Below are 14,105 nucleotides of genomic sequence, written 5' to 3' on the forward strand. Positions count from 1 at the left end.
CCCATGAGGAATGCCGTTTGTCCGAGAAATGAGCCAAAACCCATGTCCGCTGCCCTGACTGCCACCGCTGCCCCGCAATATGCCCTGACCGTCTCCTGCCCCACCGCCCGTGGCATCGTGGCGGCGATTGCCGGTTTCCTGGCCCAGAAGGGGTGCAACATTCTCGACAGCCAGCAGTTCGACGACGTGCACACCGGCCGCTTCTTCATGCGCATCAGCTTCGAGAGCCAGGAGGGCGAGAGCCTGCAGGCCCTGAAGCTGGCCTTCACGCCCATCGGCGAGAGCCTGAACGCGGCCTTCGACTTCCACGACCTGTCCCGCAAGATGAAGGTCGTGCTGATGGTCTCCCGCTTCGGCCATTGCCTGAACGACATGCTCTACCGCTGGCGCATCGGCGCCCTGCCCATCGACATCGTGGCGGTTATTTCCAACCACCTCGACTACCAGAAGCTGGTGGTCAACCACGACATCCCCTTCCACTACATCAAGGTGACGAAGGAGACGAAGGCTGCGGCCGAAGCCCAGCAGATGCAGGTGATCGTCGACAGCGGCGCGGAACTGGTCGTTCTCGCCCGCTACATGCAGGTTCTCTCCGACGAAATGTGCCAGAAGATGGCCGGGCGGATCATCAACATCCACCACTCGTTCCTGCCGAGCTTCAAGGGCGCCAACCCCTACAAGCAGGCCTATGAGCGCGGCGTGAAGCTGATCGGCGCCACCGCGCATTATGTCACGGCGGATCTGGACGAAGGCCCGATCATCGAGCAGGACACCGTGCGCGTCACCCACGCCCAGTCGCCGGAGGACTATGTCTCTCTCGGCCGCGACGTGGAAGCACAGGTTCTGTCACGCGCCGTCCATGCCCATATCCACCAGCGCGTCTTCATCAACGGATCGCGCACCGTGGTCTTCCCGGCCTCGCCGGGAAGCTATGCCTCCGAACGCATGGGCTGAGCCCGGCCGGATCGGCAGGAAAAAGCGCCGGGCACGCCCGGCGCACTCTCACGACAGATGATAGGTCGCCGTCGTCCGGTCGAAACCGAAGATGGACAGGCCGCGTCCAAAAGCCTCGTGCAGCTGCGCCCGCAGGGCGAGACGTGCCGCCAGTCCTGCGTCCGGGTCTGCCGCAAGCAGGGCGGGAAAGTCCTGCGGAATGGAAATCGTCTCACCGGCGTCGGTCACATCGGCTCTCGGCGCAACCGTTTCGCCGCGGGCCCGTGCCACCACACCCGGCGCGTCCAGATGCCATTCCGCCATCACCCGGTCGGATGGGACGCCCTTGTTGATGCCTTCCATCGGACCGTAATAGTCGTCCAGATAGACATTGGCCGTCGCGCCGAGTGCGGCAATGTTCAGGCTCGCATTGACCTTGCGGATCGGATCATAGGTCCAGCGGATGCGCGTGATGCCCCGCGCCAGGCACCAGTCGCGCTGATACCACTTGAGCCGCGACCCGAGCCGCAGACCGCGTGCATCCGGGTGCACCGCCAGCCGGTGCGAATGCTGCACCTTCGGATCGAGGGTCGGGAAACTGAGGACGAAGGCCACCATGCGCCCGCCCTCGAAGGCGCCCGCCACGCAGGCTCCCTCGCTCTGCAGGGCGAAGAGGATATCCGCATTGTCGGGAATGTCGTCCTCGCCCCATGTGGCCCGCTGCAACACTTCCGCCTGCTTGAACTCGGCCAGAGAGGCGAGGTCCCGCAGCACCAGATCGCCGGAGACGCCGCTCTCGCCGCTCACGGGCGCATCTCCTGCACCAGCGTGCTGACCGTTTCCAGATAGGGACGGTCGAGCGTGACCCCGATGCCGGCCCCGTTGCGCGGCACCGGCATGCGTCCGCCCACCGCTTCCAGCGGCTCGTTGACGATGTCGCGGGCGAAATAGCGGCTTGCGCTGGAGGTGTCGCCCGGCTTGGTGAAATTCGGCAGTGTCGCCAGATGAATGTTGTGGGCCCGGCCGATGCCGGCTTCCAGCATGCCGCCGCACCAGACCGGCGCGCCGAAGGCCGCCGACACGTCGTGAATGGCACGTGCCTCCCGGTGCCCGCCGACCCGGCCGACCTTGATGTTGATCACCCGGCCGGCACGCGATTCCAGCGCCTTGCGCGCATCCACGGCCGTGCGGATGCTCTCGTCCAGACAGATCGCCGTCTTCAGCGCCGCCTGCACCTGGGCGTGATCGTGAATGTCGTCGAAGGCGAGCGGCTGCTCGATATAGTCGAGATTGAAATCGTCCAGCGCCCGCAGGACCGGCAGATCAACCAGTCCATAGTCGGTATTGGCGTCCACGGTCAGCTTGGCATGGGGGAAGGCTGCGCGCACGGCGGCGACCATCTCCACGTCATGACCCTGGCGGATCTTCAGCTTGACCCGCTTGTAACCCGCCTCGACGGAGGCCGCGACCCGTTCCAGCGTCGTCTCGATGGAGGCAATGCCGAGGCTCACGCCCACGTCGATCGCATCGCCGCGCCCGCCGAGCACCGCCTGCAGCGGCTGGTCGAGGCTCTTGGCCCAGAGATCCCAGAAAGCCATTTCCACGGCCGCACGTGCCATGCGGTTGCCGCGCCAGGGCGCCAGCACCGGCTCCAGATCCGCCGGCGAGGCAAAGCGTTTGCCCACCACCTGCGGCAGCAGATAGGTGGTCATGAAGTCCAGCGTGCCGGCGACCGTTTCTTCCAGATAATCGGGAAGAACATCCATCACGCCTTCGGAAATGCCTTCCAGACCGCCCGACTTCAGCACGAGCAGCGGAAAGACCTTCTCCGTCATCGTGCCAGTGGAAATGACGAAGGGGGTGAGCAGAGGCAGGCGGACGAGGCGAAGCTCGGCGGCATCGATGAGCAGACCGGAGGAGGACATGACGGTTCTTTCAAGCGGGAAGCGCCTCAGGCGCGATCACGGCGACCGGCCGTGAGGAAGGCCCGGCAGGGTCGCGAGCGACCCTGCCGGAGGAACGGACACGAAGGTCTGCCCCACTCATTTCATCGTATAGACGTCGATGCTGAAGTACTTGTCGTTGATGGCCTTGTAGGTGCCGTCTTCGCGGATTTCCTTCAGGGCAGCGTTCATGCGCTCGCGCAGGTCGCCATCTTCCTTGCGCACGGCGATACCGACGCCGTCACCGACGAACTTGCGCTCGGTGATCGGTTCGCCGGCCAGCTCGCAGCAGCTGCCGTCGTCGGACTTGGTCACCCAGTCCAGCATCGGCAGCATGTCGCCGACCTGCATGTCGAGGCGGCCGTTGGCCAGATCCAGGTTGGCTTCGTCCTGGGTCGGATAGAACTTGATCTCTGCATCCGGATAGGTCGCATCAATGTAGTCGGCCTGCGTGGTGCCGCCCTGTGCGCCGATCACCTTGCCCTTGAGGGCTTCATTGGTGAACTCGGTGATGTCCGAGCCCTTCGGCACGACATGGGTCATGGCCGCCAGGTAGTAGGGGTCGGTGAAGTCGACGACTTCCTTGCGCTCGTCGGTGATGAACATCGAAGCGATGATGAAGTCGTACTTCTTGGCCAAAAGGCCCGGGATGATGCCGTCCCAATCCTGGGTGACGATCTCGCACTCGACGCCCATCTTCGCGCAAAGCGCCAGGCCGATCTCGATGTCGAAGCCGGCCACGGTGCCGTCGGCTTCCATGTAGTTGAAGGGAGGATAGGCGCCTTCGGTGCCCAGCTTCAGGGTCTCGGCAGACGCCGCGGACCACATGGACCCGGCCAGCAGAACCCCGGCAATTGCGGATTTCATCAGGGATTTCATGTCGTTCTACTCCAGTTGGAAGGCTGTTGAACCTTGTTCATTTTGCAAGATGGCTGAGCGGATTGCCCACATGCCCGGTGAAACGGCCATAGAGTTCGGAGGTGCGGCGCACACGCTCCTCCACCCCTTCGCCTAAGGCCGTGAAGACGGAATTGATCAGAAGATTGCCCAGGCATCCCATGTGGGCGGTCGAATCCCAGAACTGGTTGAACTGGGTCGCCACCGCAAAGACCTCATTGCAGAGGGACGGCCCCCAGTCGCAATAGCGATCCGTAATCAGGGTCACCGGAACCCCTTGCGCCCGCGCGGCCTCGGCCAAAAGGCGGGCGTGACGGGCATAGTGCCGCGCCTCGAACAGCACGAGGGCACGCTCCCCCTCCCCCAGCAGGACTTCGGCGAAATTGCCCGCCGACAGGTCGACGAGCTGCACCCCGTCGCGAAGATAGGTCAGCTGATTGGCAAAATACTGGGCATGGCCGCGCTCGGTCTGGAACCCGGCCACGAAGATGCGCGGCACGCTGGCCAGCCGCGCCACGACCTCGGCCCACTGCGGGCTGCGCGCCTGCTCGTAGACGGCCACGATCCCGGCGATCTCGAGTTCGAGCCCGCGGGAAAGCTGCGGTTCGCTCTCGCGGGCCTTCTGACGGAATTCATCGAGCCGGTCGCGGATCAGCCAGGGATGATCGCCGATGTCGTCGCGCAGGCTTTCCTTCAGATGGCGGAAGCTGTGATAGCCCAGCGCCCGGCAGAAACGCCCGACCGTGGGTTCGCTGACCCCGACGCTCAAGGCAAGGCTCGCCGCGGTTTCAAAGGGAAGACGGGACAGGGACGACAGCATGTAGCCCGCGAGCGCCCGTTCCGCCCGGGAGCCGTCCTTCTGAAAGCCCAGCAATTTTTCGCGCAGGTCGTCAGCCATCGGGAGCCATCCTCAATGCACTGAAGCTGTAAGAAAACTTTCAAAACGTCAATGAATTAATTTAGCTGTCAAAAACCGTGATCGCCACTGACCCTGCGCCAGGCTTCAGAGCGGCAGGGCACTTTCGCGCTTCACCTCTTCCATGACCGTGAAGGACCGGGTCTCGCGAACCCCCGGCAAGGCGGGAATGACCTCCCCCAGGAAGGTGCGATAGGACACCATGTCCGGCAGCCGCGCCTTGAGCAGGTAGTCGAACCCGCCGGCGATCAGATGGCACTCGTGGATGCGCGGCTCTTTCGCCACCGCCGCGCCGAACCGCTCGAATCCGTCTGCCCCCGACTTGTCGAGAAGCACTTCCACGAAGACCAGGATACCGAAGCCCAGAAGATTGGGATCAAGCGAGGCATGATACCCGGTGATGAAACCGCTCTTTTGCAGACGCTTCACCCGGTCGCTCATCGAGGTCGCGGCCAGCCCGACCTGCTCGGCCAGCGCCGCGTTCGACAATCGCCCGTTCTCCTGCAAGGCCATGAGAATCTGCCGGTCGATCTGGTCGATTTTCATCCCGCGTTTCCTGTCACCGTTGGAGAGGCCCGCAAAGCGGCCACTCTGACCCGAGACGACAATCTTACAGCGAAACCACAATTCGAACGGACCATTGACGGTCACTGGAAAGACGATCCGTCCGTATTGCCTGAAAAAATCAGCCCAACCGGAAGCCGCATCCTCTTCGCGTCGCGGCAGGAACCGCTCCGGACCCGCCGGACATCTTGCAGGAAGGCGCAAGAGACCGGAGCACCGCCCAGCGAAACAGCCACTTGCCCAATTTCGAGGCAACGCAGAAAACCCATGCAAAAAGCCCTAGTGCGGTGTCGCCATTTGTGAAACCCTTGGGCCATTGCGACTTTTACCCGGGCGGGGCCATGACCAACAAAGCCAGCATCTACCATCTCACCCATTACAAGTATGATCGCCCGGTCACCCTCAGCCCTCAGATCATCCGGCTCCGCCCCGCCCCGCACAGCCGCACCAAGGTGCTCTCTCACAGCCTCAAGGTCGGCCCCCAGCCCCATTTCGTGAACCACCAGCAGGACCCTTACGGCAACTGGCTATCCCGGTTCGTCTTCCCCGAGCCGGTGCGTGAACTGAAGATCGAGGTCGATCTGGTCGCCGACATGTCGGTCTACAATCCCTTCGACTTCTTCGTGGAGGAAGCGGCCGAGACCTGGCCCTTCACCTATGAGGAGGATCTGCGCCGCGACCTGTCGATCTACACCCACGTGGAGCCGGTCGGCCCGGACTTCGAGGCCTTCATGGGCACGGTGTCCCGGGCCGAGATGGGCACGGTCGACTTCCTTGTCGCCCTCAACACGCATCTCTCCCAGGAGATCAGCTACATCATCCGCATGGAGCCGGGCGTCCAGACCCCGGACGAGACCCTGCGCTACAAGAAGGGCTCCTGCCGCGACACGAGCTGGCTTCTGGTGCAGGTGCTGCGCCGCCTGGGCTTTGCCGCGCGATTCGTCTCCGGCTACCTGATCCAACTGAAGCCGGACCTGGAGGCCCTCGACGGCCCCTCCGGCACCGACCACGACTTCACCGACCTCCACGCCTGGGCAGAGGTCTATCTGCCCGGCGCTGGCTGGATCGGGCTCGACCCCACCTCCGGCCTGCTGACGGGCGAGAGCCACATTCCCCTGTCGGCGACCCCGCATTACCGCAGCGCCGCGCCACTCTCGGGCATGGCGAGCCCGGCGGAGGTGGACTTCAACTTCCACATGGAGGTGAAGCGCGTGGCGGAACACCCGCGCATCACCATGCCCTTCTCCGACGACTCCTGGCGCGATCTCAACGCCCTCGGCCACAAGGTGGATGAGGTGCTGTCGGCAGAAGACGTGCGCCTCACCATGGGAGGCGAACCGACCTTCGTGTCCATCGACGATTTCGAAAGCCCCGAGTGGAATACGGAGGCCGTCGGCCCGACCAAGCGCCAGAAGGCGGACGACCTGATCCGCCGCCTGCGCAAGCGTTTTGCCCCCGGCGGGTTCCTCCATTACGGCCAAGGCAAGTGGTATCCCGGCGAGACCCTGCCGCGATGGACCTTCTCCCTCTACTGGCGCAACGACGGCAAGCCGATCTGGCGCAACGCGGACCTGGTGGCGGAAGAAGGCGCGCGCACCGGTGCCGATCCGGACAAGGCCCGCGCCCTGCTGCAGACCATCGCCGAGACCCTGGACCTGGCTCCCGACTATGTGGTGCCGGCCTTCGAGGATCCAGCCGAATGGATGCTCAAGGAGCATCGCCTGCCTGAGAACGTCACACCAAAGAACTCCAAGCTGGAAGATGCCGAGACACGGCACCGCATGGCCCGCGTCTTCGACCGGGGCCTGACCACGCCTGCTGGCTTCGTCCTGCCGGTCCAGCGCTGGCAGTCCCAGGCAAAGCCGTCCGGCACCCGCTGGCGCTCGGAAAAGTGGAAGCTGCGTCGAGAGGAACTGTTCCTCATTCCCGGCGACAGCCCGGTCGGCTTCCGCCTTCCGCTCGACAGCCTGCCCCACATTCCCCCGGCCCAGTACCCTTACATCAACGTCGCCGACCCCACCCTGCCGAAGGAGCCTCTTCCGGAGTTCCCCGTCGGCGAGACGGCAGAGCGTGTCCAGCCCACCGCCGGCTTCCGCGCGGCAGGCAAGACCCAGGACATCAGCGAGCAGGTGCTCGAGGAAGGCTGGTCCGTGCGCACCGCGATCGCGGTGGAACCCCGCGACGGACGCCTGTGCATCTTCATGCCGCCGGTCGAGCGCCTGGAGGACTATCTGGAACTGATCGCAGCCGCCGAGACGGCCGCCGCCGCCCTGAACCTGCCGATCCACATCGAAGGCTATGCCCCGCCGACCGATCCGCGCATCAACGTCATCCGCGTGGCCCCGGACCCGGGCGTGATCGAGGTCAACATTCACCCGGCCTCCAGCTGGGATGACTGCGTTGCCACCACCGAGGCGATCTACGAGGAGGCCCGCCAGAGCCGTCTCGGCGCCGACAAGTTCATGATCGACGGCAAGCACACAGGCACCGGCGGCGGGAACCACGTAGTCGTGGGCGGCGCGACGCCCCTCGACAGCCCGTTCCTGCGCCGTCCGGACCTTCTGCGCAGCCTCATCCTCTACTGGCAGCGCCATCCGAGCCTGTCCTATCTCTTCTCCGGCCTGTTCATCGGCCCGACCTCCCAGGCCCCGCGCGTCGACGAGGGCCGCGCCGATGCGCTCTACGAGCTCGAGATCGCGCTGTCCCAGATCAAGGCGCCGGACGAGGGACAGACCCCCTTCCCCTGGCTGGTGGACCGGCTGCTGCGCAACCTGATGGTGGACGTGACCGGCAACACCCACCGCGCCGAGATCTGCATCGACAAGCTCTATTCGCCCGACGGCCCGACCGGCCGCCTCGGCCTGATCGAGTTCCGCGGCTTCGAGATGCCGCCCGATCCGCGCATGAGCCTGGCCCAGCAGCTGCTGATCCGCGCCATCATCGCCCGCATGTGGAAGGCCCCGCTGAAGGGCAGCCTTACCCGCTGGGGCACCGCTCTTCATGATCGGTTTATGCTGCCGCACTATCTTTGGATGGATTTTCAGGAGGTGCTGGCGGATCTGCGCGAGCACGGCTATCCCTTCCGCGCCGACTGGTTCGTAGCCCAGGCCGAGTTCCGCTTCCCCTTCTACGGCGAGACCGAGGTAGAGGGGACACGGCTGGAGCTGCGGCAGGCGCTGGAACCCTGGCATGTGATGGGCGAGACCGGCGCCATTGGCGGCACGGTGCGCTACACGGACAGTTCGACGGAGAGATTGCAGGTGAAACTGACCACCTCGGATCCGGATCGCTACCTCGTCACCTGCAACGGGCGGCAGGTGCCCTTGCAGAAGACGACGGAAAACGGCGTCTCCGTCGCCGGCGTGCGCTTCAAGGCCTGGCAGCCGGCCATGGCCCTGCATCCCGTTCACCCGGTTGATGCGCCCCTGACCCTCGACATCTTCGACCAGTGGAGCGGCCGCGCGGTCGGCGGCTGCGTCTATCATGTGGCCCATCCGGGCGGGCGCAACTACGAGACCTTCCCCGTCAATGGCAACGAGGCCCAGGCCCGCCGGCTGGCGCGGTTTGAGCCCCATGGCCACCGCCCCGGCGCATACCGTCCGGTTCCCGAGACCCCGCATCCGCAGTTCCCCATGACCCTCGACCTGCGTCGCCCGGCCGGATTGTAAGCGCATGAACGTGCCCCTGACCCCGCATGTGGACAAGGCGACCTTCGGCGATCTGCTCACCCGCTATCACCCCGCACCGGGGACCGCGGACGAGCTGCTCGATGCCGAGGGCCGTGTCCGCCCGGTCTGGGGACCGTTCCTGAAATATCTGGCGAGCTTGTCGCCCGAGGAGACTGCCCAGCGCTTTGCCCGCGGCACCCAGTATCTCAACGATGCCGGCGTCTTCTTCCGGTACTACGACGAAGCAGGGCCCTCGGAGCGGACCTGGCCGCTGAGCCACATTCCGATCCTCATCGACCAGTCGGACTGGCAGTCGATCTGCGATGGCCTGATCCAGCGCGCCGAGCTGCTGGAGGACGTGGTCGCCGACCTTTACGGCGACAACGAGCTGGTCGCGGGCGGACATCTTCCCGCCGGCCTGATCGCCCGCAACGCCGAATGGCTGCGGCCCATGGTCGGCCTGGAACCCCGCTCCGGCCACTTCCTGCATTTCCTCGCCTTCGAGCTCGGGCGCGGCCCGGATGGCACCTGGTGGGTTCTGGGCGACCGGGCACAGGCTCCTTCCGGCGCCGGCTTTGCTCTGGAGAACCGGGTGGCCACCACACGGATCTTCTCTGATTTCTACCCCAAGGCCCATGTTCACCGCCTCGCCGGCTTCTTCCGCCGCTTCCGCGAGACCTTGCTGAACCTGCGCGGCGAGACCGACAGCCGGGTGGCGATCCTCACCCCCGGGCTGATGAACGACACCTATTTCGAGCATGCCTATATCGCCCGCTACCTGGGCTTCATGCTGCTCGACGGCGAAGACCTGATGGTCACGGACGGCAAGCTGATGGTGCGCACCATCGCCGGACCGCGGCCGATCAGCGTGCTCTGGCGCCGGCTGGACGCCAACTGGGCCGACCCGCTGGAACTGGACGAACAGTCACAAATCGGCACGCCGGGCATGGTCGAGGCCCTGCGCAACGGCTCGCTGACCATGATCAACGCCCTCGGCTCCGGCGTGCTGGAAACCCGCGCCTTGCTGGCCTTCCTGCCGCGCATCTGCGAGCACCTGCGCGGCGAACCGCTGAAGCTGCCCAACATCGCTACCTGGTGGTGCGGCGACGAGGCGGCGCGGGCCTATGTGGGCGACAATCTCGAGCGGATGATGATCAGCCGGTCGCTTTCCACCGGCCTGCCCTTCACCGTCGGCCCCAACGATGTGCTCGGCGGCTGTCTCGACCGCGCCAATGACAGCGACTTCCGCAAGTGGCTGGAGACGGAGGGCGAGGCCCTTGTCGGCCAGGAGGCCGTGACCCTTTCCACCACGCCGGCCCATGTGGACGGCCAACTGGTCCCGCGCCCCATGAGCCTGCGCGTTTTCCTCGCCCGCACGGAAAAGGGCTGGGAAGTCATGTCCGGAGGCTTTGCCCGCATCGGTGGCTCCGACGAGGTCGGCGCCCTTGCCATGCAGTCGGGCGGCCGCGCGGCAGACGTCTGGATCGTGGGCGGCGCCCCCGAAAAGCCTGAGTCCCTGCTGCCCAAGGCCAATGCGCCCTATGTGCGCAGCCGCCCCAGCCTGCTGCCCGCCCGCGCCGCCGACAACCTGTTCTGGCTGGGCCGCTATGTGGAGCGGGCCGAAGGGGCCGTGCGCCTGTTGCGCGCCTATCACGCCCGTCTTGCCGAGACCGGAGACCCGGACGGCCCCGTCACCGCCGCGATCGCAGACCATCTGGAAACCCTCGGCCTCGAACTCAAGACACCCATTCCGGAGGGCCTTCAGATGAACGTCAATGCGGCCTTGGCCAGCGCGGCCAAGGTGCGCGACCGTTTCTCCATCGATGGCTGGCTTGCCCTCAATGACCTCTCCCGGTCCCTTACCGAGATCCGCGCCCGGCCACGCCTCGACAGCGAGGACGCCACCCTCGCCATGGGCGGGGTCCTGCGCCAGATCACCGGCTTCTCCGGCCTTGTGCACGAGAACATGTACCGCTTCGTCGGCTGGCGGTTCCTCAGCATCGGCCGCTCGCTCGAGCGGGCGCTGGCCATGTGCGCGCTCCTCGCCCGTTTCGGGGCCGACGATGCGCCCGAAGGCGCGCTCGACCTGCTGCTGGAAGTGGGCGACAGCACCCTGTCCCTGAACCAGCGCTATGCGGTGACGCTCAGCCGTGCGCCGGTTCTCGATCTGCTCGGACTGGACACCTACAATCCGCGCTCCGTACTCTATCAGCTGGAGCATCTGCGCGATCACATCGAGGCCCTGCCGGGCGCCGACCACAATGGCCAGCCCTCGCCGCTCGCGCGCTCGGTCCTTGCCCTTTACGCCAGCCTTGCGGTCAAGACCCCGGACGACCTGTCGACCGAGGATCTGGATGACCTGAGCCTGCGAATTCGCAATCTTTCCGACGGACTGTTCTCGACCTACACCCGCTAGAGGCTGCCGTGCTCTACGACATCACCCTTTCCATCCGCTACGACTATGTGGTCCCGGCGGATTCCGGACGGCAGATCCTGCGCCTTGCGCCGCGCCACCTGCCCGGGGTGCAGCATGTCCACGCCCATCACCTCGCCGTGGAACCCGATGCGGACGAGCGCTACGAGCAGGTGGACTTCTTCGGCAACCGCCAGTGCGACGTGGTCTTCCACTCGCCCCATTCCCATCTCTGTTACCGGCTGGCCGCCCGGGTGGAACGTTACGGGGGCGGCCCGAGCCTCGATTTCTCCCCCGCCCTCGATCGACTGGCCAGCGAACTCTCGGCCATTCGCCAGATGGACGGCGACCAGCCGATCCATTTCCTCGGCCCGTCCCAGCGCGTCCCCGCCGATCCGGTCTTCCGCGACTATGCGGCCGGGTGCCTGCGCCCGGGAATGAGTGTCCAGCAGGCCGTTCTGGCCATCGGCGCGGCCCTCAACCGGGACATGACCTTCGATGCGGAAGCGACCGATGTGAGCACGCCGGTGCGCCACGCCTTCGACCAGCGCAAGGGCGTCTGCCAGGACTTCTCCCACATGATGATCGCCTGCCTGCGCAGCCTCGGCATCCCGGCCGGATATGTCAGCGGCTTCCTGCGCACCCTGCCGCCCGAAGGCAAGGAGCGTCTGGAAGGCGCGGACGCCATGCACGCCTGGGTACGCGCCTGGTGCGGACAGGAGGCCGGCTGGGTGGAATACGATCCGACCAACGCCCTCATGGTCGATCAGGACCACATCGTCGTCGCCTATGGCCGGGATTATTCCGACGTGGCTCCGGTGAAGGGCGTGCTGCGCTCCTCGGGCAGTCAGGCCACCAGCCACGCCGTCGACGTGATCCCTCTCAAGAACGTCTGATCGATCACGCTCCGGTCAGTGCGCGACGTACCAGTCCTTGCGGTGATTGAGCGCGATGATGACGTTGAGCACGAGCGCGCCGAAAAGCGAAGCCGCCACCGCCATCGGCGCCAGCACCAGGAAACTGGCGGCAAAGATGCACAGATCCACCCCCAGCTGCACCCAGCCTGCCCGGAACCCGGTTCGGTCCTGAATATAGAGCGCCAGGATGCCGAGCCCGCCCGCACTCGCCCCGTGCCGGAACAGGGCGATCAACCCGACGCCGGACGTGGCGCCGGCCAGCAATGCGGCTACGAAGATGTTCAGATGGGAATAGGCGATCACCTGCGGCGCGAAATCGGCCAGGATCGAGATCATCGTCGCCGAAATGAGCGACCGCAGGGTGAAGCCCGGTCCCATGCGCATCCAGGCGAAGAGGTAGAAGGGGATGTTGATCAGGAAGAAGACGATCCCGAAGCTGTATCCGGTCGAATAGGAGATCAGCAGGGACATGCCCGCCGTCTGGCCGGTCACCAGTCCGGCGGCCCGCAGCAACGTGACGCCGAAGGCTGTCATCAGGATGCCGAAAGCCTGCCCTTGCAGATTGTCCAGAAGCGTGTGGGTGGGCTTGCGCGGCTCCAGATCCGGGCGGTCGGAAACAGACATGATCAAGGCTCTCGGTCTCGAGCGGCGGCGCCGTGTGCCGGGCAGCCAGCCGCAGGGGAATGCGGAAGCTCCTCCAGTAGAAAGCCCGCGCCCATCCCGCAAGAGGGCAGCGCTGCTTTTCCCGCCTGCTCGGTCAGGCGTCGGCCCTGGGTCGCAGGGATCAGGCCACGATCGGCGGGCAGGTGCTGTCGCGCACCACAAGCTCCACCCCGAGCGTGACCACCTCGCTGTCGCAGGCAGCGCGCCCTCCGGCGAATGGGCCGCTTGCCCCGAGCCGGTCGAGCAGCATGCGCGCCGCGGATTCCCCGAGCCGGCGCCGGTCCTGGCGGATGGTGGTCAGGGCCGGGACGTAATAGGCCGACAACTCGATATCGTCGAAGCCGATGACGGAGAGATCTTCCGGCACCCGCACGCCGCCAGCCTGAAGCGCCGAGATCAGACCGAAGGCCACCTGATCGGAGGCGCAGAAGACCGCGCTCGGCCGCTCCCGCATCTCCAGGATGCGCGCCGCCGCATGGGCGCCGGACCTGAGCGAGAAGTCTCCCCGGATGATCCATTCGTCCCGCGTCGGCAGGTTCAGTCGCGCCCGCTCCTCCAGCATCCCCTGACGCCGCATGTGGGTAAGCACGTTGTCTTCAGGCCCGGTGACATGGGCGATTCTCCGGTGCCCGAGATCATGCAGGTGACGGACGGCAAGCCGCGCCCCTTCCAGATTGTCGCTGCGCACCGAAGGCAGATGGGCATCGCGCACCCATTCGCAGGCAAAGACGATCCGCCCCTCCCCGCCCCGACTGGCCAGGGTGCGCAGATCCCGGACGCACATGCTGCCATCCAGGGAGATCATGCCGTCGACCCGGCTGTCCCGGAAGGCATCGAGCAGCGCCGGATCCTCGTGGGTCTCGCCCTTGGTGTCGGTGATGAGCACGGAATAATCCGCCTCCCCCATGACCGCGCTCAAGCCGGCCAGGATCTCTGAGAAGAAGGGGTTGCCGAGATTGGGCACGAGCACGAGAACCGCACGTGCTTCCTGCCGCCGCAGGGAGCGTGCGGCCCGGTTCACCCGGTAGCCGGTGGCGCGAATGGCCTCCAGAACCGCATCGCGAGTCCCCTCGCTGAGCAGCGCCGGATTGCTCAAGGCACGACTTACGGTTGCAGTGGATACACCCGCAGCTTTTGCAACATCCTGAATTCTAACGGGCTTTTCGACCACTCGCACTCACCTTCCGATCA

11 protein-coding genes are annotated in these 14,105 nt (G+C 65.6%); 4 read left to right on the top strand and 7 right to left on the bottom strand.

Annotation, left to right across the window (positions count from 1 at the left end; genetic code table 11):
* Positions 1–42: 42 nt before the first annotated feature.
* On the top strand, positions 43–954 hold the full coding sequence (gene purU / locus FR728_RS12625) for a formyltetrahydrofolate deformylase (RefSeq protein WP_149893002.1): 912 nt from the start codon (positions 43–45) through the stop codon (positions 952–954).
* 48 nt (positions 955–1,002) lie between these two features.
* Here the strand turns inward: purU and FR728_RS12630 are convergent, their stop codons facing one another.
* From FR728_RS12630 to FR728_RS12650, 5 genes are all read right to left on the bottom strand, one after another.
* A complete protein-coding gene (locus FR728_RS12630) occupies positions 1,003–1,740 on the bottom strand; it encodes a GNAT family N-acetyltransferase (protein ID WP_149893003.1) in 738 nt (245 codons plus the stop codon).
* A complete protein-coding gene (gene menC, locus FR728_RS12635) occupies positions 1,737–2,858 on the bottom strand; it encodes an o-succinylbenzoate synthase (protein WP_149893004.1) in 1,122 nt (373 codons plus the stop codon). Before menC ends, FR728_RS12630 begins: the two co-directional genes overlap by 4 nt.
* A gap of 117 nt (positions 2,859–2,975) precedes the next feature.
* Positions 2,976–3,755: an ABC transporter substrate-binding protein gene (locus FR728_RS12640; protein ID WP_377175614.1), complete on the bottom strand. Its 780-nt coding sequence runs from the start codon at positions 3,753–3,755 to the stop codon at positions 2,976–2,978.
* Positions 3,756–3,792: 37 nt separating this feature from the next.
* Positions 3,793–4,671, bottom strand: a complete 879-nt coding sequence (locus FR728_RS12645; RefSeq protein WP_149893005.1) for a MurR/RpiR family transcriptional regulator — start codon at positions 4,669–4,671, stop codon at positions 3,793–3,795.
* A 105-nt stretch (positions 4,672–4,776) separates the two neighbouring features.
* A complete protein-coding gene (locus tag FR728_RS12650; protein WP_149893006.1) occupies positions 4,777–5,235 on the bottom strand; it encodes an Lrp/AsnC ligand binding domain-containing protein in 459 nt (152 codons plus the stop codon).
* 359 nt (positions 5,236–5,594) lie between these two features.
* Here FR728_RS12650 and FR728_RS12655 point away from each other — a divergent pair, with 359 nt between their 5' ends.
* The 3 genes from FR728_RS12655 to FR728_RS12665 are packed head-to-tail and all read left to right on the top strand — an operon-like array spanning position 5,595 to position 12,230.
* A complete protein-coding gene (locus FR728_RS12655) occupies positions 5,595–8,921 on the top strand; it encodes a transglutaminase family protein (protein WP_149893007.1) in 3,327 nt (1,108 codons plus the stop codon).
* 4 nt (positions 8,922–8,925) lie between these two features.
* The gene (locus tag FR728_RS12660) at positions 8,926–11,337 is read left to right on the top strand and encodes a circularly permuted type 2 ATP-grasp protein (protein WP_149893008.1); all 2,412 of its coding nucleotides are present in this window, start codon (positions 8,926–8,928) and stop codon (positions 11,335–11,337) included.
* A gap of 8 nt (positions 11,338–11,345) precedes the next feature.
* Positions 11,346–12,230: a transglutaminase family protein gene (locus FR728_RS12665; RefSeq protein WP_149893009.1), complete on the top strand. Its 885-nt coding sequence runs from the start codon at positions 11,346–11,348 to the stop codon at positions 12,228–12,230.
* A 15-nt stretch (positions 12,231–12,245) separates the two neighbouring features.
* Here the strand turns inward: FR728_RS12665 and FR728_RS12670 are convergent, their stop codons facing one another.
* Both FR728_RS12670 and FR728_RS12675 read right to left on the bottom strand, forming a co-directional pair.
* Positions 12,246–12,875: a YitT family protein gene (locus tag FR728_RS12670; RefSeq protein ID WP_149893010.1), complete on the bottom strand. Its 630-nt coding sequence runs from the start codon at positions 12,873–12,875 to the stop codon at positions 12,246–12,248.
* A gap of 160 nt (positions 12,876–13,035) precedes the next feature.
* On the bottom strand, positions 13,036–14,091 hold the full coding sequence (locus FR728_RS12675) for a LacI family DNA-binding transcriptional regulator (RefSeq protein ID WP_341872934.1): 1,056 nt from the start codon (positions 14,089–14,091) through the stop codon (positions 13,036–13,038).
* Positions 14,092–14,105: the final 14 nt, after the last annotated feature.

It is taken from the genome of Roseibium aestuarii (assembly GCF_008477545.1).
Classification (GTDB): Bacteria; Pseudomonadota; Alphaproteobacteria; order Rhizobiales; family Stappiaceae; genus Roseibium; species Roseibium aestuarii.

What these genes read in the sequence shown, in the direction of transcription:
- FR728_RS12660 (WP_149893008.1), top strand. Translation starts at nt 8,926, where the DNA reads ATGAACGTGCCCCTGACCCCGCATGTGGACAAGGCGACCTTCGGCGAT.
- menC (WP_149893004.1), bottom strand. Translation starts at nt 2,858, where the DNA reads ATGTCCTCCTCCGGTCTGCTCATCGATGCCGCCGAGCTTCGCCTCGTC.
- purU (WP_149893002.1), top strand. Translation starts at nt 43, where the DNA reads ATGTCCGCTGCCCTGACTGCCACCGCTGCCCCGCAATATGCCCTGACC.
- FR728_RS12655 (WP_149893007.1), top strand. Translation starts at nt 5,595, where the DNA reads ATGACCAACAAAGCCAGCATCTACCATCTCACCCATTACAAGTATGAT.
- FR728_RS12640 (WP_377175614.1), bottom strand. Translation starts at nt 3,755, where the DNA reads ATGAAATCCCTGATGAAATCCGCAATTGCCGGGGTTCTGCTGGCCGGG.
- FR728_RS12650 (WP_149893006.1), bottom strand. Translation starts at nt 5,235, where the DNA reads ATGAAAATCGACCAGATCGACCGGCAGATTCTCATGGCCTTGCAGGAG.
- FR728_RS12670 (WP_149893010.1), bottom strand. Translation starts at nt 12,875, where the DNA reads ATGTCTGTTTCCGACCGCCCGGATCTGGAGCCGCGCAAGCCCACCCAC.
- FR728_RS12645 (WP_149893005.1), bottom strand. Translation starts at nt 4,671, where the DNA reads ATGGCTGACGACCTGCGCGAAAAATTGCTGGGCTTTCAGAAGGACGGC.